The organism is Nocardia puris (assembly GCF_003315035.1).
In the GTDB taxonomy this organism is placed as follows: Bacteria; Actinomycetota; Actinomycetes; order Mycobacteriales; family Mycobacteriaceae; genus Nocardia; species Nocardia puris.
On record NZ_QNRE01000006.1, the window covers coordinates 291,211 to 307,199 of the forward strand.

The window sequence follows — 15,989 nt, forward strand, 5'->3', positions numbered from 1 at the left end:
GCTGATAACATTTTGCCTGCATGCCCGCAGTTTCGCGGCCGCCGAAACCGGCCGCGCGACCGCGCGCATGATGCGTGACAGGCAGGAGGTATCACGGTGGCGTACGGGGAGAACAAGGGTATGCACCGGCCGAAGGGGCGGATCAGTGTGGCCGATATCGCGGCCCAACCGGGTGGAATAGAGGCGCTCCAGCGCCGCGTCCACGAATTACGTTCGCGGGGCGTCGATTTCGCCGCCAACGCGATCGAGAAGGAAATGGCGGACCTGGATCTGCCGCAGACGTAGGGAATCCACCGGCCGACGGGCGGTAGCATCACGGGTCGTCATGGCCGACACGCGAAAGGCCCGCCCGCCCGGCGTCATCGACGTCGGTTTCGCCGCGCCGCCGGGACGGCCGCGCGGCGTCGAGGTGATCACCCTGCGCGAGTTGCGCGAACGCGCGCACCCGCGGCAGCTGTCGGCACCGCAGCGCCTGAGCTTTCACCTGCTCGTCGCCGTGTCCGAGGGCGCCGTGGCGCACGTGGTCGACTTCGAGACGCACCGCCTGGTGCCGGGCACCTGGTTGTGGGTGCGTCCCGAACAGGTGCACCAGTGGGGCGACGTGTCCGCCGCCGAGGGTGTCGCGGTGCTGTTCGAACCGGAATTCCCCGACCCGGCAACGGTTTCGGCCGCCGAACTCGACGATCGGTTCGCCGCCGCCCTGTTCCGGCCCGAACCCGCCGAGCACACGCTGCTGCGCACCACGGCGACCCTGCTCGCCTCCTCCGCCGCCGCGCCCGGTCCGCTGCCCGGCGACGCGCACGCCATGGCGTTGCGCGGCCTGCTGGCCGCGTTGCTGCTGCGCCTGCGGTTCGCCGCCCCAACACGGGCCGAGGGGGAACCGAACGACACCTTCCGCCGATTCCGCGACGCCGTCGAAGCCGGCTTCCGGCACTCCCATCGCGTGGCCGACTACGCCCACCGGCTCGGCTATTCGCCGCGCACGCTCAGTCGTGCCACCGCCGCGGCGACGGGCGTCTCGGCGAAGGAATTCATCGACCGGCGCGTGCTCCTGGAAGCCAAGCGCGTGCTCGCCCACACCGACCGCACCAGCGCCCAGGTGGCGACCGCGCTCGGATTCGACAGCCCCACCAACTTCACGAAGTTCTTCCGGCACCGGACGGGCCGCACGCCGATCGCGTTCCGCGCGTCGCTGCGCGAGCCGGCGTGACGGCTGTCCGTTTTTCACCATCGGGCGACCTCGGGACACCTCGCCACCGACGCTCTCGATTCCTAATCTGAACAGGTATATCCGGTTCTTCACGCGATCGGATCGATCCCGGGTAGCGACCTACCCGACACAGAAGAACCCTCGAGAGGAACTCGCATGACCCCCTTGGAAATCGTCGATACCGCGCTGACCGAGTTGTTCGGGGATCGCGATCCCGCGGCCGTGGACCGCTGGGTCGCCCCGGACTACCGCCAGCACAGCAGCCTGGCCGCGGACGGCCCGGATGCCTTGCGCACCCTGGTGGCGGGCCTGCCCGCGGACTTCCGCTACGAACGGGCGCGCATCCTCGCCGACGGCGACCTGGTCGCCGTGCACGGCACCTGGTACGGGTTCGGGCCGGTGCCGCTGGTCGGGTTCGACCTGTTCCGCGTCGCCGACGGCAAGCTCGCCGAGCACTGGGACGCGTTGACGCCCTTGGTGACTCCGACCGTCTCCGGCCGTTCGCAGACCGACGGCCCCACCGAGGTCACCGACCGGGCCGCGACCGAAGCCAATCGCGCGCTGGTCGCCGACTTCGCCGACAAGGTCTTCGTCGGCGCGGACTACAGCGTGCTCACCGACTACATCTCCACCGAACAGTACGACCAGCACAATCCCGAAGCGGCCGACGGGCTCGACGGTTTCGCCGCGGCGACCGCCGGGTGGGCGAGCCAGGGGAAGAACCTCGTCTACAAGCAGGTGCACCGGATCGTGGCCGACGGTGCGTTCGTCCTGGTGCAGTCCGAGGGTGAATTCGGCGTTCCCGCGGCGTATTACGACCTCTTCCGCGTCGCGGACGGCAAGATCGTCGAGCACTGGGACGTGATCGCCCCGATCCCCGGAGACCTCCCGCACGGCAATGGGATGTTCTGAGGACGTGCTGGGGCGCCGGTGAAATAATGAGCGTTCGACACCCGCACCGTCGCGGACGCCCTCCGGCGCGGGCCCCGCGCGAACGACTGGAGACCCGATGCCCACCGTCTCGTCCATGCTCCAGCGCATCCTGGACAAACCGGTCACCGACGGCGAGAAACTCCTGGAAAGCGCCCTGTCGGCCTTCCTGGACTTCGGGATCAAGCGCACCAGCATGGGCGAGATCGCGCGCCGCGCCGGCATCAGCCCGGCTACCCTCTACCGGCGCTACGAATCCAAGAACGACCTGGTGGAGGCCGTGAGCCTGCGGGAGGCGCAGCGGTTCGTCGCCGAGATCGACCTGCGGGTGCGCACCGTCGACGGGGCCGAGGACCAGCTGGTCGAGATCTTCGTCGCGTTCATCACCTCGATGGCCACCAACGCGCTGCTGAGCAGGCTGCTGCGCACCGAACCCGACCTCATCCTGCCCCGGCTCACCACCGAGGGCGGGCCCATCCTCGCCGTCGGCCGCGCCTACCTGGCCGACAAACTGCGCGAGCTGCGGCCCGGCGACACCGACTTCGACCCCGACCTGGTCGCCGAGATCATGGCGCGCTTGGCCCTGTCCCTGGCCTTGACCCCGGACGGGTTGATCCCGCTGGGCGATCCGGAGGCGGGGCGGGAGTTCGCCCGGCGGACATTGCTGCCGATGGTGGGGGTGCGCGCGGGGGTGCAGGCGTAGGAAGTTCGGCCGGCTCGGACGCGCCTCCCGCAGGCTGACGAGCTTGTGCGACCGATCGCCCGCGCCGGTTTCGCACGTGTACGCCGCGGGTGGGATCGAGTCTGATTGCCGCCACCGTACCGGCACCGCCGGCATCTCGCGGAGCGGCAAACCCTCGAGCGGCGCGTGACTTGTCGGCCGAAAAGAATCTGGTCGCGCTGCGCCTCAGTGGACAGGCGCGGGCGGCAGTCCGAAGGCGGCCGAGACCAAGGTGTCGAGATGGGCACGCGTATCGGCGTCCGGGGTGCGGGGGCCGTCGGTGAGTTCGGCTCCGAGAGCGGCGATTTCGGCGCCGAGGGGCGTGGTGGGGTCGGGCAGCGGAAGGCGGGCGACGTACTGGGTGATCCAGCGGCGGCGGCCCGAGTAGAGGCGGTTGCCGCAGACGGTGTCGTAGAAACGCAGGCCGAGTGCGGAATTGGCGACCGCGATCAAGAGGTGGGCGAGGTGGTCGGGATCCGGTGTGGCGAGGGCGAGATCGGCGAAGGAGATCCAGTAGCAGTCGCCGTTGACCACCGCGCCCGAGCGGTCCAGCGCGAACCGTGGGCGGTCGCTGATGTCGGGGAACACGACCTTCGGCACCCGCCACAGGTTGGGGCGCTGGGGAACCCAGATCTCGAACCATTCGCGGCCGCTGCCGGTGAGGTACTCGCGTGCCGCCAAAGTGCTCTCGTTCTTGCGCAGATAGGCTGCGGCCCTCGGGAATTCGCGCAAGTCGATCGGCACCCGCCTGGCCGAGTTGGTGTCGTAGGGGTAGAGCACACGCGTGTCGGTGGCGCGCGTGATCCGCCACGGGGACAGGTCGCGATGGGTCAGCAGTGCGAGCAGCAGCTCCGGTTCCGGTCGCGGCCGCACCCGTGCCCACCCATCGGAGATGAACACGCGATCGGCGGTCGTCTTGATACCCACCCGAATTCGCCCCACCTCCCCGAAGGTTCGCCACGTCGACGCCGCCACCCGCGCCAACCACGCGTCCACACTGGGACTCGACATCCGCCACGATGAATATGCCTCGCCTCCTTGGCTGTTCACGGCATCACCGGCGCGGGCGTCCACACTCGCGATCCGCGAGATCCTGCCCGACGTGGTCGCACCGGCGCGGGCGCCCGCCGAACCGGTCGGCGGCTTCTGCCGACTCGACCGAGCGCCATGCGAGGCTTCGCGGGTGGCATCGAGCGTGTCCGCTGCGCCCGGTACGTTCGGCGAATTCGGCTCGTGTGCCAGAACTTCGGCGCGAACGCGTCCCGGCGATGGTTCGCCGTTCCCCCCGGTCTCCCGCCGCGGCGGCGTTCTCGTGTGCGCCCGTTTTGTGGCGCCCGTCGACAAGGTCCCGACTTCGATCGCGAACGTGCGCCCGTCGTGGCGGACGAGGCGGTCCTCGTCGCCGAGAAGCGCTTCGAAAAGGTCTGATCCGTCGTGCTTCTCGTCAGAGGGGGTTTCGTAGGCCGAGACGTGACGGCAGGGTCCGGCGGCCGGGGCGCGGGTGGCGATGGTGACGGCCGGTAGGACGGCGGCGGTGAAGAGTTTGGTGTCGCCCAAGTCGTAAAGCTCCACCGGCGACAACTCCGTGAGCAGGATCGAGCGGATGTTCGCTCCCGCCTTGGTGGTGAGAAACCGGTTGGCGCACAACAACCCCAGCGCGCCGCCCGGACCGAGCAGCCGGGGCGCGACCGCGACGAACGGGTGCGTGAGATCGATGCGCCCGCGCAACCCGAACCGCTTGCTCAACAGCTGAGCGGTGGCACCGCCCAGCTGCTGGGTCCGCACGTACGGCGGGTTGGTGATGATCACGTCGAACGAACCCGGCGCGAGATCGTCGGCGTCGGTGAGGAAATCCCCTGCGCGCCACTCGGCCTCGACGCCGAGCCGTTCCGCGCGCGCGGCCGCCTCGGCCAGACCGGACTCGTCCAGGTCGTAGCCGACGAGTTCGAGTCGCGCGCCCGGCCGCCGCGCCGCCACCTCCCGGTGCACGGCGAGCAGCAGCTCCCCGTCACCGCAGGCCGGGTCGAGCACCCGCAGCGTCGCGCCGCGCGCGGCGTGGGTGAGCACCCGTTGCGCGAGGAAACGCGCCAGCGCGGGCGGCGTGTAGTGCCGCCCGTGCCGTTTGCGCTCCCGCGCCGTATCGGCCCGCGCACCCATGGGAGGATTCTGCCCCGTCAGTGCACCGCGGACGGGCTGATACGCGTTTGTGGCGCGCGCGTCGCCCGCCGACCGGCGAAGCGGCGCATGAGGGGCGCGTCCACCCAGTGGTAGACCGCCGCTGCGGCCAGCGTCGAGAGCACCAGGCACAGCGCGGCGATCCCGGCCCACCCCAGCGGGCCGAATTGCCTGCCGCCCACCACCAGCCTGGTCACCAGCACCATCACCGGGAACTGCATGAGATAGAAGGCGAACGAGATATTGCCGAACCACACCATGCGCGGCGAGGAGTTGAGCCCGCGCACGCCCGCGAGGTCGCGCGCGGCCAGCGTCGCGATCACCGCCGTCATCGGAGCCAGCAACAGCGCCGACATCTTGTAGTTCACCGGCACCACCCACGTCGCGGCGTAGGCGGCGACCAGCGCCAGCATCGGCGGGGCGAGCCGGGTGTTGCGCCACCGCCCTTCCAGCACCAGCCGCGCCGCCAGCACACCGAGGAAGAATTCGGGCAACCGCGAGAGCGGGAAGATGTAGCTGAGCCAGTACGACGGCGACACCGGGATATCGGGTTGCGCGAACCACGCGGGCGAGGCGTGCAGCGTGAAGAACGGCGAGTCGTCACCCGGAACCAGCCGCGGCGCAAAGGCATTCGCGATGCCCTTGGGTCCGGGCACCCACAGGTAGTAGGCGGTGTGGAGCGCGACAATCGCGAGCAGCAGCACCCCCGTCACGAGCAGCACGCGCTCCGGCCGCACCCGGCGCACGAGCGGCAGCAGCAGCGGAAAGCTCAGGTAGAACAGGATTTCCGCGCCCAGCGACCACGCGGGCACGTTGAGCCCGCCGACCGTCGACCACTTCGGCACCCAGGTGTGCACCAGCGCCAGATTCGGCACCCACACCACCGCCCGCGACAGCGGCACGCTCGCCACAACGATGAACGCGAGCGCCGCGACGAGATGTGTCGGATAGATCTTCAGCACCCGCCGCCAGTAGAACCACCGCACCGAACCGCCCGGCCGGAACGACCAGTAGATGATGAACCCCGACAGCACGAAGAAGAACGTCACCCCGGCCGCCCCGAGCTGCATCGGCATCACCTGGTGCACCTGCCGGAACAGCTCGGACTTCTGGAACGGGTAGACCGGCAGAAACACCAAGGCGTGCAACACGAACACCGCGAACGCCGCCCACCACCGGGCACCCGTGAGCGAGGGCAGCGCGGGCCGGGTGCGGTCGATCTCCTCTTGGGCGGCCATACCCCCGGCCGAATCCGGGAGCACGCCGACCCCGGACGCACCGAGCCCGGGCGGGCCGACCCCGGGGCAGACCTCGGGCGAGCTAGCCCCGGGCGCGCCGACCTCAGCCGCCCCCACCACGGACTCGCCCGCCACGGACGTGCCAGCCACGGACGCGCCCGCTTCAGCCGCGCCGACCACGGGCGGGCATACCTTGGGCGCACCCACCTCGGACGCGCCAACCCAGGATGTGCCGCCCCCGAGCGAGTCCGCCCCGGGCGAGCCCGCCACGGACGCGCCCACCTCACACGGGCCGACCCGAGACACGCCGACCCTGGGCGAACCGACCTCAGGTACGCCGCCCCCGGGCGAGCCGACCTCGGACGCGCCCACCTCAGGCGCGCCGCCCCCGGGCGGGCATACCTTGGGCGAGCCAACCCCGGATACACCGACGCGCACGTCCGGCGAGGTCGTCATCGCCCGAACCGCTCGAACAGGCCGCGGGCGATCACCGCGTCACCGTGCGCCGACGGGTGGAACGGGAGTCCGGCGAAATCCGCGCGCGGGTCGAGGATTCCGTTCAACCACGGCTGGTCCGAGCACAATCCGTGACCGGCCGTGAGCGCCCGGCTGTCGAAGAACTCGATGCCGAGCAGCGCGGCCGCCTCCCGCTGCGCGGCGTCGATGCGGTCCACGTACTCCACCACGGCGCGCCCGCGCGGCTGCACGTACCGGCCGACGCCCAGCACGTTCACGCACGCCTGGTCCTGACCGGACGGGAACAGCTCCGGATAGCCGACGAGCACGATGCGGGCATTCGGCGCGTAGTAGCGCAGGTACTCGACCGCGCCGCTCATCCGCTCGGCGAACCGCGCACCGGACACCCCGCGATAGTCGGTGATGCGCCCCTGCTCGGCGGCCTCGGGCCCGCAGCCCTCGGCGAGGTTGAATACGCACGGCAGCAACGAGGTCCACAGCGTGGTCTGGGTGGCGCCCCACTCGTCGTTGAGGCCGAACTGCAGGGCGATGACGCGGGTTCGGGGACCGAACGCCCCGAGTTCGTCCGCGACCAGCGCCTCGTGTACCAGGGTGTAGCCGGGGCCGGTGTCCAGCGACGCACCGGAGCAGGACGCGTCGACGAAGTCGCCGGTGCCCGCCACGCCCATCAGCTGACTCAACTGCGTGGGCCAGGAGCTGGGTCCGCGCAGGCACTCCTCGTCGTCGGCGTCCCAGCGAAAACCGTTGGCGGTGAACGAATCACCGAGCACCACCAGCGCCTTGCCCGCGGCGGGCGCGGCCGTGGCTGGCGCCGGTCCGCCGACCACGAGGGTCAGCGCGAGCACCGCGGCGCCGAGGACGCGGCGGGAGAACGTTCCGAGCACGGGCACCGCCGTCAGTATCCGGCGCGGGGCTCGAAGCCCGGCGCGGTCAAGGTGGGCGCGGGCTGCTGCGGAGCCGGTTGCTGCGCGGGCGCGGGCTGCGGGGCCTGCTGCACCGGAGCCGGCGCGGGCGCGGCGGGTGCGGGTTCCGCTGCCGGAGCGGGCGCGGGTTGTTCCGGCGCGGGCGCGGGCTCTTCCGGCGACGGCGAGGCGGGCGACGGCTCCGAACTCTCGGTGGCAGCCGGGCTTTCGGCGGTGGGCGCCTCGGTGACCACCGTCGTGGTGGGCGCCTGGTCGCCCCGATCCTCGGATTCGCCCCCGCAGCCGACCGCACCGAACAGGATGACACCGCACGACATCGCGGTGACGAGGCAACGCTTCATAGCTGGTTCCGTTCTCACAATCAGGAGCACACTCGTTTCACTCCAGCCGGAGAGTACAAGTCACGCGGGCGCGAGCACGGCGGATTGACCGAAACTGCCGCCCCACCCACGGCCCCCAATTCCGGCGTCTGGTCAAGAGGCGCGGCACCGCCCCCGAATCCGGGCGATCATGGCCCAATCCCGGTCGACGGTTCCAAAAGGGGACCATCACGGGCTAGCATTCAGTCTCGAAATAGAACCGAATTGAAGGAGGCGGGTTCATGAGCCCGACCGAAGTGCGCACCGACGCGTTCGCCACCCTCGCGCAGACCCTCGACGAGCGCTGGACCTGCCGCCAGTTCCGCCCCGAACCGGTGCCGAGGCAGACCATCGAGGACCTGCTGCGCGTCGCCCAGCGCACGCCCTCGTGGTGCAACACCCAACCGTGGCAGCTCGCGGTCACCGAGGGCGCGGCCACCGAACGCTTCCGGGCGGCACTGCTCGAGCACGTCCGAACTGCCGCTCCCGCAACGGATTTCGCGTTCCCCGCCCGCTACGACGGCATCTACCGGGACCGCAGGCGCGAGTGCGGTTTCCAGCTCTACGACAGCGTCGGCGTCGTCAAAGGCGACCACGAGGGCACCACCCGCCAGGCCCTGCGCAACTTCGAACTCTTCGACGCCCCGCACGTCGCGATCGTCACCACCGAGGCCGATCTCGGCGTCTACGGCGCCGTCGACTGCGGCCTCTACATCGGCACCTTCCTACTGGCCGCCCAGACCCTCGGCCTCGGCGCGGCGCCGCAAGCCGCCCTCGCCTCCTACGCGCCCTTCCTGCGCGAGCACTTCGCCTTCCCCGACAACCGCCGCGTCGTCGCCGCCATCTCCTTCGGCTACCCCGACACCGACCACCCGGTCAACGGATTCCGCACCCGCCGCGCCGACCTGACCGAAGCCGTCACCTGGTTCGGAGAGTGAACTGGGCCGGTGCGCGAGCCGATCGACGCCGCGGTCGCCACGCACACCGGCGTTCGCCCCGAGGTGGACAGCGACGCACAGCATCGGCAACCCGGACTCTCGGCGATCGAGCCGTTGCATGGAATCGCGACCGCGCGCCGCCGACAGCCGATCGGCAAAGGCTCCACACAGCGGGAGACGGCGTGTGCCTGCCCGGACGGCGTGAATTCGGCGCGCGGAGTAGCGGCACTCGAGCGGGAGGGCGCCGGATGCTCGGGTGACTACACAGGTCGCCCAGCTCGATCGGCAATCCGGACCTGACCGGCACGCGATCCCGCGCACGCCGCGTTCGCCCACCATCTCGCACCATAGGCACTGTGCCCCAACCGATTCCACGCTCCGACCACGAAATCTCGCACCGCGTTTCACGTGCCGGACGTCAACCCACGCGACGATCCACCCCGGGCGCGCCCGCCAACCCCGGTCCCGGCTCCGGCGTGACGTCGCGCGCCGTGAGTTCGGTTCCGCATTCGTCGCACTCCAGCCGGACGTGCGCCTCACCGGTGCAGTCGCGGTGGGTGTAGCGCACGGGCGGGCCGTCGGGCGCCATGTAGGTGTCGCCCCAGTCGCGGATGGCGAGGAGGATCGGGTAGATGTCGTGGCCCTTCTGAGTGAGCCGGTACTCCTCGTGGGCGCCCACCGCCGCCTTCTGCTTCACCAGGATGCCGTGCTCGATGAGGCGGTCCAGGCGATCCTGGAGCCGGCCGCGGGAGATGCCGAGCGCGCTCTGGAACGCGTTGAAGCGACGGATGCCGGAGAAGGCGTACTTGAGGATGACCAGGGTCCAGCGGTCCCCGAGGATCACCAGCGGCCGTGTGATCGAACACGGTTCCTCGGCCAGTTCCTCGTAGCGCACTCCCCGATGCTACCCAGCCGGCGGGCGCGCGCCCACGGTCTCGCCGGATCCGGGCGCCCGGTCAGCGCCGGTGGATGTAGTAGTCGAACGAGCCGTCCTCGGGATCGGCGTGCAGCGGCCACTCCTCGGTCTCCACCGCGCGCCGCCACCGCAGGGGCCGTCGCGCATCGCACTCGGCCAGCAACATCGCGTCCGTCAGTGAGACACCGCGGCCGAGCACCTGTTCCTCCACCCCGCAGAACTCGCAGCCGTGCACCTTCTTGACCTCGAACGAAGAGCCAACGCCTTCGGCGTCTTGCTTGGCATCTAGTGCCGTCGCAACAGGTGACGGCCCCTGGTCACCGACGTGCCGACAGCGTTCGTGACTCGCGGAGCCGACGCCTGCGGCGTATTGCTCGGCAGCCGGTGCCGCCGCAACAAGTGACGGCCTCTGGTCGCCGAGGTGACCAGGGTGTTCGTGATCGGCGGAAGCCAACACCGTCGATGTCCCCGGGAGGCAACTCACCGGTCTCACATCACAGCGGGATGTTCTTGTGGTGGCTCTTGCGCGCGGGTGCCGCGGCCAGGGCGGCGGCGATGGTGCTGCGGGTCTTGGCCGGGTCGATGACCTCGTCCACCACCCCGATCGCGAGGGCGCGCTCGACGCCGCCCGCGATCTTCTCGTGCTCGGCGGTGAGCCGTTCGTGCAGCGCTTCGCGCTCCTCCTCGGGGGCGGCCGCGAGGGCCTTCTTGTGGAGGATGCCGACCGCGGCCTTGGCGCCCATCACGGCGACCTCGGAACCGGGCCAGGCGTACACGGCGGTGGCGCCGAGCGCGCGGGCGTTCATCGCGATGTAGGCGCCGCCGTAGATCTTGCGGGTCACCAGCGTGACACGCGGGACGCGGGCCTCGGCGAAGGCGTGCAGCAGCTTCGCGCCGCGGCGCACCACGCCCTCCCACTCCTGGCTGACGCCGGGCAGGTAGCCGGGGACGTCGGTCACCACGATCAGCGGGATGCCGAACGCGTCGCACAGGCGCACGAAACGCGCGGCCTTCTCGGCGCTTTCGGAGTTGAGGCAACCACCCAGGCGCAGCGGGTTGTTCGCCAGCACGCCGACGGTGCGACCGCCGAGGCGGCCCAGACCCACCACCATGCTGCGGGCGTACCCGGCCTGGAGTTCCTCGAAGGACGACTCGCCGTCCACGTTGTCGAGCAGTTCGTGCACCAGCGGCTTCACGTCGTAGGCGCGCCTCGCCGACTCGGGCAGCATGGCCTTGAGGTCGACATCGCCGTGCGCGGCGGCGGCCAGGTCGAATTCGCCCTGTTCGGCGAACATCGAGACCAGGCGGCGGGCACGGTGCAGGGCGTCGGCCTCGTCGTCGGCGACGATGTGGCACACACCGGACTTCTTGCCGTGGGTGTCGGGGCCGCCGAGGGTGGCCATGTCCACCTGCTCGCCGGTCACGCTGCGCACCACGTCGGGGCCGGTGACGAAGACGCGGCCCTCGGGGGCCATGATCACGATGTCGGTCAGCGCCGGACCGTAGGCGGCGCCACCCGCGGCGAAGCCGAGCACCACCGAAATCTGCGGGACCAGGCCGGACGCGCGGACCATGGCCTCGAAGACCAGACCGACCGCGTGCAGGGCCTCGACGCCCTCGGCGAGCCGGGCGCCGCCCGAATGCCAGAGGCCGACGACGGGAATGCCGGAGTCGATGGCGGTGTCGATCGCGTCGACGATGTGCTTGCACCCCTCCACGCCCATCGCGCCGCCCATGACGGTCGCGTCGGAGCAGTAGGCCACGGTGCGCACACCGTCGACCTCGCCGATCGCGGCCAGCACACCGGACTTGTCGCGCGGGTGCAGCGGCAGGACGGTGCCGGGATCGAAGAAGCGCTGGAGCCGGCCGAGCGGATCGCGCGGGTCGGTGGCGGTGTCAGTCTGAAACGCGGGTGCCAGGATCGTCATCGCGTTCACTCCTCAGAAGAGATCTGCGTGCCGCTACTGCGGCTGCGTATGTCGAATCACCGGTGGGGCCGTGTATCCGGCCCCACCGGGAATCCGTTGTGCAGTCAGTCGTGCGGCTATGCGCGACCGAAGGCGAGCGCGACATTGTGCCCACCGAAACCGAAGGAGTTGTTGATCGCGTACTCGATCTCCTGGCGGCGGGCTTCGCCCTTCACCACGTCGAGGTCGATCTCCGGGTCCTGGTTGTCCAGGTTCAGCGTCGGCGGGACAATGCCGTCCCGGATGCTGAGGATCGTCAGCACCGACTCGAGGGCGCCGACGGCGCCGATCGAGTGGCCCAGTGCCGACTTGGGCGCGTAGACCGACGGGTGGTTGCCGACGGCCTTGTTGATCGCGTTCGCCTCCGCGGTATCACCGATCGGGGTGGCGGTGGCGTGCGCGTTGATGTGGGTGATGTCCTGCTTGGACAGCCCGGCGGTCTGCATCGCGCGGGTCATCGCGCGAGCGGCCCCGGTGCCCTCGGGATCCGGCGCCACCAGGTGGAAGCCGTCCGAGGTGATGCCTGCGCCGAGCAGGCGGGCGTGGATGGTGGCACCGCGCGCCTTCGCGTGCTCCTCGGTCTCGATCACCATCAGCGCACCGGCCTCACCGAAGACGAAGCCGTCACGGTCCTTGTCGAACGGACGCGAGGCGCCCTTCGGGTCGTCGTTGCGGGTGCTCATCGCGCGCATCATGGAGAACGCCGCGATCGGCACCGAATCGATGAACCCTTCGACACCACCGGTGACCATGATGTCCGCGTCGCCCATCACGATCATCCGCCACGCGTTCGCGATGGCTTCCGATCCGGACGAGCACGCCGAGACCGGAGTGACCACTCCCGCCCTGGCCTTCAGCTCGAGCCCGACACAGGCCGACGGGCCGTTCGGCATGACCATCTGAACAGCGAGCGGCGAGATCTTGCGGTAGCCGCCGTTCTTCAGCTTGTCGACCGAGTCGATCAGCGCGTCGCCGCCGCCGAGACCGGTGCCGATGGCCACGCCCAGACGGTCGTGGTCGACCTCGGGGCTGCCCGCGTTCTTCCACACCTCGCGACCGAGGACGGTCGCCAGGCGCTCGACGTAGGCCATGCGGCGGATCTCGACCCTGCTGAGCAGGGTATCGGGGTTGACCTTCAGGTGGCCGCCGATGCGGACCGGGAGGTCGTATTCCTCGACGAAGGAATCCTCGAGAACGTCGATGCCGCTCTCGCCGTTGAGGAGTCCCTTCCACGTCGCATCGACGTCGCCGGCGATCGACGTGGTCGCCGCCAGGCTCGTCACGACGACGTTGGGGAAGTTCCCGTTCAAGGTGGAAGGAGTGGTCACTGGTCGGCCCTACTCGGCGTCGAACTTGGCCTTGAGCTCCGCGGCCGCGTCAGCGTTCTCGGCCTCGAGCTTCTGGATGTAGGCGACAGCGTCGCCGACCGTCTTCAAGCTGGCCAGATCCTCGTCGGGGATCTTCACACCGTACTTGTCCTCGGTCTGCACAGCGATCTCGACCATGGACAGCGAGTCGATGTCCAGGTCATCGACGAAGGACTTCTCGATCGTCACCTCGGAGGGCTCGATACCCGTGACCTCTTCGATGATCTTGCCGAGTTCCTCGACGATTTGTTCCTGGGTCAGAGCGGCCACTTGGTGGCTCCCTTCTTGTTCCTTTTGGTAGGGCTCTTCTTGTTTTTCGGGCCGAAGCCGCCGGTAGTTACCGTCGGTTCGGTCACGACCTCGCATTTATCGCGATGCGGGGCCGCGGAGGAAAGCTAGCCGGACGCGGTGAGCTCGGCCAACGCGGGGAGGTCTTCCGGGGTCTTCAGGGCCAGCGTGGGCGTGCCCTTCAGTTCCCTCTTGGCGATACCGACCAGCGTTCCGGCCGGTGGCAGCTCCGCCACCGCCGAGACACCGGCCTGCCGGACGGTCTCCGTGCACAGATCCCACCGCACCGGCCGGGTGACCTGTGCGGCGAGCTTCTCGATCGCGTCGCGGCCCGAGGCGACCGGCTGACCGTCGAAGTTCGACAGCAGCGTGCGCACCGGATCGTTCGGCGTGATCTGGGCGATCGCCTCGGCGACCGCGTCCTGGGCCGGAGCCATGAACGCGGTGTGGAAGGCGCCCGCCACCGGCAGGGCCCGGACCCGCGCCTTCTCGGGCGGGTTCGCGGCCAGTTCGGCCAGCGCGTCCAGCTTGCCCGCGGCCACGATCTGGCCGACCGCGTTGCGGTTGGCCGGGACGAGGTCGAGTTCGGCCAGGCGCGCCAGCACGGCGGCTTCGTCGCCACCGAGCACCGCGGACATACCGGTCGGCTCGAGCGCGCACGCCTTGGCCATCTCCGCACCGCGGATGGCGGCCAGGGTGACCGCCTCGTCGGCGCTGATGACGCCGGCGACGGCGGCGGCGGCGAACTCGCCGACCGAATGTCCGGCGACGATGGTAGCGGCAGGAAGCGCGTCCTGGTCGACTTCCGCGAACGCCAGCAGCGCGGCGGCCACGACGAGCGGCTGGGTCACCGAGGTGTCGACGATCTCCTCCGCCGTCGCGGTCGTGCCGAGGCGGACGAGATCCAGACCGGACGACTTCGACCAGAGCGCGAGCCGGTCGGCGGCGCCGGGGAGGTCGAGCCAAGGCCCGAGCATGCCGGGAGTCTGAGAGCCCTGTCCAGGGGCGAACAACGCGATCACGCCTCTAAGACAACACTGTGAGCCCCGCCGCACGAGATGTCGGCGCGAATGAAGCTTCCGGACCGCTTTTGTGGGGGTCCCACAAAATCCCACGTGGGTTGTCCGGATCGACCGACTCCCCGGATGCGTTACAGCCCTTCTCCGCCGAGTGAAAGGTGAGTTGCCTCTGGGGTGGGTGTTGACGATTCGTTACGTGTTCGTGTCAAACGACCCACTGTGGCTGCGATCCGGAGTACGTAGGCGTCCCGCGGATTCATCGGATCGCGGCCCGTGATCTCGGCGATCCGTTTGAGTCGGTAGCGAACGGTATTTGGATGGACGTACAGCTGACGGGCGCACGTCTCGACCGCTCCGCCGCAATCCAGGTAGGCATCGAGGGTGTCCGCCAGCGCCGATCCCGCCGCGGCCAACGGGAGGACAAGATACTCGTTCAACGCGTCGACCGCAGCTCTATCCCCCAGCAAGGCGCGTTCGGGCAGAAGTTCGGCCGCGTGCACCGGCCGGGGCGCGCCCCGCCAGCCCACCACGGCCTCCATACCGGCCAGCGCCTCCACCGCGCTGGCGTGCGCCGCGCCCAGCGTGCGGGTGGTGGGGCCGATCACGACCGGGCCGTCGGAGAACACCTCCGCCAGCAGATCCGCCATGAACGGCGACACGTGACTCGCCTCGCCCAGGTGACCGCTCACCACCATCACCAACCGCGCGCCCTGCACCACGGCCAGCGCCGCGCGACCGTGCCGCCCGGCGATGGTGTGCACCGCGCCCACCGACGAGACGCCCTGCTCCCCCGGCGGTGTGCCGACGAGCACGGTGGCGGGCGCGGTGGCGTCCCAGTTCAAGGTGGCCGCCCGGGAGAGCATGTCCGGGCCGGTGTCGCCGCGCACCACGGCGTCCACCACCAGGGCTTCCAGGCGGGTGTCCCACGCGCCGCGGGATTCGGCGGCGCTGGCGTACACCGAGGCGGCGGCGAACCCGAGCTCACGCCCGTAGCGCAGCACCGCCTCGGTGAGCGCGACCAGCTGCCGGTCGTTGCGTGCCAGCGCGGGCAGCCACTGTTCGAAGAACTCCATGGCGACGCGCACCATGTCGACGGTCTGGCGCAGCGTCAGCCGCCGCGCCAGATCCTGCGGAATCACTTGGAAGGCGTCCAGGCTGAACCGGATATCGCTGTCGGGGTCCTGGAGCCATTCGAGGAAGTTCACCACCGCGGTCTGCACCAGCATCTGCACGCCCGCGCGCTGCGCGGCGTCCAGATCGGCGAAGAACGGCAACCGGTCCTGCATCGACCCGACCGCCTCGGTGGACAGCCGTCCCGAGAACTGCTTCACACGCTTGAGCAGCGTGTCCGGAAGCGGATCACGGGTCTGCCGATTGGGGGAGAGCGCGCCCGTCGGCAGATACACCTCGTGCTCGGAGGAGCCTTCGGAGATCCGACGCGGCCGCGGCGGTTTACGTTCC

The 15,989-nt window shown here is 70.1% G+C and carries 16 protein-coding genes; 5 read left to right on the forward strand and 11 right to left on the reverse strand.

Annotated features, from left to right (window positions below; all coding sequences use genetic code 11):
• Positions 1-96 precede the first annotated feature (96 nt).
• From DFR74_RS18480 to DFR74_RS18495, 4 genes are all read left to right on the forward strand, one after another.
• Entirely contained in the window at positions 97-285 is a 189-nt protein-coding gene (locus tag DFR74_RS18480; RefSeq protein ID WP_067514655.1) for a hypothetical protein, read from the forward strand.
• Between the two features lie 40 nt (positions 286-325).
• A complete protein-coding gene (locus DFR74_RS18485; protein ID WP_067514653.1) occupies positions 326-1,210 on the forward strand; it encodes a helix-turn-helix transcriptional regulator in 885 nt (294 codons plus the stop codon).
• 156 nt (positions 1,211-1,366) lie between these two features.
• Complete coding sequence (locus DFR74_RS18490) at positions 1,367-2,122, forward strand: nuclear transport factor 2 family protein (RefSeq protein ID WP_067514651.1); 756 nt, start codon at positions 1,367-1,369, stop codon at positions 2,120-2,122.
• A 97-nt stretch (positions 2,123-2,219) separates the two neighbouring features.
• Positions 2,220-2,843, forward strand: coding sequence for a TetR/AcrR family transcriptional regulator (locus tag DFR74_RS18495; protein WP_067514649.1), 624 nt, complete (start codon positions 2,220-2,222; stop codon positions 2,841-2,843).
• 204 nt (positions 2,844-3,047) lie between these two features.
• On the opposite strand, the gene DFR74_RS37205 is transcribed toward DFR74_RS18495, so the two are convergent.
• From DFR74_RS37205 to DFR74_RS36035, 4 genes are all read right to left on the reverse strand, one after another.
• On the reverse strand, positions 3,048-5,018 hold the full coding sequence (locus DFR74_RS37205; protein ID WP_232331952.1) for an Eco57I restriction-modification methylase domain-containing protein: 1,971 nt from the start codon (positions 5,016-5,018) through the stop codon (positions 3,048-3,050).
• Positions 5,019-5,035: 17 nt separating this feature from the next.
• Positions 5,036-6,424, reverse strand: coding sequence for an acyltransferase family protein (locus DFR74_RS18510; RefSeq protein ID WP_232331951.1), 1,389 nt, complete (start codon positions 6,422-6,424; stop codon positions 5,036-5,038).
• A gap of 302 nt (positions 6,425-6,726) precedes the next feature.
• The gene (locus tag DFR74_RS18515) at positions 6,727-7,641 is read right to left on the reverse strand and encodes an SGNH/GDSL hydrolase family protein (RefSeq protein ID WP_067514647.1); all 915 of its coding nucleotides are present in this window, start codon (positions 7,639-7,641) and stop codon (positions 6,727-6,729) included.
• 5 nt (positions 7,642-7,646) lie between these two features.
• Positions 7,647-8,015, reverse strand: coding sequence for a hypothetical protein (locus DFR74_RS36035; RefSeq protein WP_170160771.1), 369 nt, complete (start codon positions 8,013-8,015; stop codon positions 7,647-7,649).
• A gap of 260 nt (positions 8,016-8,275) precedes the next feature.
• On the opposite strand from DFR74_RS36035, the gene DFR74_RS18520 reads away from it, so the two are divergent.
• Positions 8,276-8,971, forward strand: coding sequence for a nitroreductase (locus DFR74_RS18520; RefSeq protein WP_067513963.1), 696 nt, complete (start codon positions 8,276-8,278; stop codon positions 8,969-8,971).
• Between the two features lie 418 nt (positions 8,972-9,389).
• Here DFR74_RS18520 and DFR74_RS18525 read toward each other — a convergent pair whose 3' ends face one another.
• The 7 genes from DFR74_RS18525 to DFR74_RS18555 form a co-directional block, all read right to left on the reverse strand.
• A complete protein-coding gene (locus DFR74_RS18525) occupies positions 9,390-9,866 on the reverse strand; it encodes a winged helix-turn-helix transcriptional regulator (protein ID WP_067513962.1) in 477 nt (158 codons plus the stop codon).
• Between the two features lie 61 nt (positions 9,867-9,927).
• Positions 9,928-10,344: a hypothetical protein gene (locus tag DFR74_RS35450; protein WP_147265852.1), complete on the reverse strand. Its 417-nt coding sequence runs from the start codon at positions 10,342-10,344 to the stop codon at positions 9,928-9,930.
• A gap of 37 nt (positions 10,345-10,381) precedes the next feature.
• Complete coding sequence (locus DFR74_RS18535; protein ID WP_067513968.1) at positions 10,382-11,815, reverse strand: acyl-CoA carboxylase subunit beta; 1,434 nt, start codon at positions 11,813-11,815, stop codon at positions 10,382-10,384.
• Between the two features lie 116 nt (positions 11,816-11,931).
• Positions 11,932-13,182, reverse strand: coding sequence for a KasA/KasB family beta-ketoacyl-ACP synthase (locus tag DFR74_RS18540; protein ID WP_067513961.1), 1,251 nt, complete (start codon positions 13,180-13,182; stop codon positions 11,932-11,934).
• Between the two features lie 9 nt (positions 13,183-13,191).
• Positions 13,192-13,491, reverse strand: coding sequence for a meromycolate extension acyl carrier protein AcpM (acpM, locus tag DFR74_RS18545; protein WP_014982996.1), 300 nt, complete (start codon positions 13,489-13,491; stop codon positions 13,192-13,194).
• Positions 13,492-13,616: 125 nt separating this feature from the next.
• Positions 13,617-14,531, reverse strand: a complete 915-nt coding sequence (locus DFR74_RS18550) for an ACP S-malonyltransferase (RefSeq protein ID WP_067513960.1) — start codon at positions 14,529-14,531, stop codon at positions 13,617-13,619.
• 128 nt (positions 14,532-14,659) lie between these two features.
• Positions 14,660-15,961, reverse strand: a complete 1,302-nt coding sequence (locus tag DFR74_RS18555; protein ID WP_407675257.1) for a PucR family transcriptional regulator — start codon at positions 15,959-15,961, stop codon at positions 14,660-14,662.
• Between the last annotated feature and the right edge of the window lie 28 nt (positions 15,962-15,989).

Excerpts from the sequence above, each read along its gene's own strand:
- DFR74_RS18485 (WP_067514653.1), top strand. The coding sequence starts at position 326 with ATGGCCGACACGCGAAAGGCCCGCCCGCCCGGCGTCATCGACGTCGGT.
- DFR74_RS18490 (WP_067514651.1), top strand. The coding sequence starts at position 1,367 with ATGACCCCCTTGGAAATCGTCGATACCGCGCTGACCGAGTTGTTCGGG.
- DFR74_RS18495 (WP_067514649.1), top strand. The coding sequence starts at position 2,220 with ATGCCCACCGTCTCGTCCATGCTCCAGCGCATCCTGGACAAACCGGTC.
- DFR74_RS37205 (WP_232331952.1), bottom strand. The coding sequence starts at position 5,018 with ATGGGTGCGCGGGCCGATACGGCGCGGGAGCGCAAACGGCACGGGCGG.
- DFR74_RS36035 (WP_170160771.1), bottom strand. The coding sequence starts at position 8,015 with ATGAAGCGTTGCCTCGTCACCGCGATGTCGTGCGGTGTCATCCTGTTC.
- DFR74_RS18520 (WP_067513963.1), top strand. The coding sequence starts at position 8,276 with ATGAGCCCGACCGAAGTGCGCACCGACGCGTTCGCCACCCTCGCGCAG.
- DFR74_RS18535 (WP_067513968.1), bottom strand. The coding sequence starts at position 11,815 with ATGACGATCCTGGCACCCGCGTTTCAGACTGACACCGCCACCGACCCG.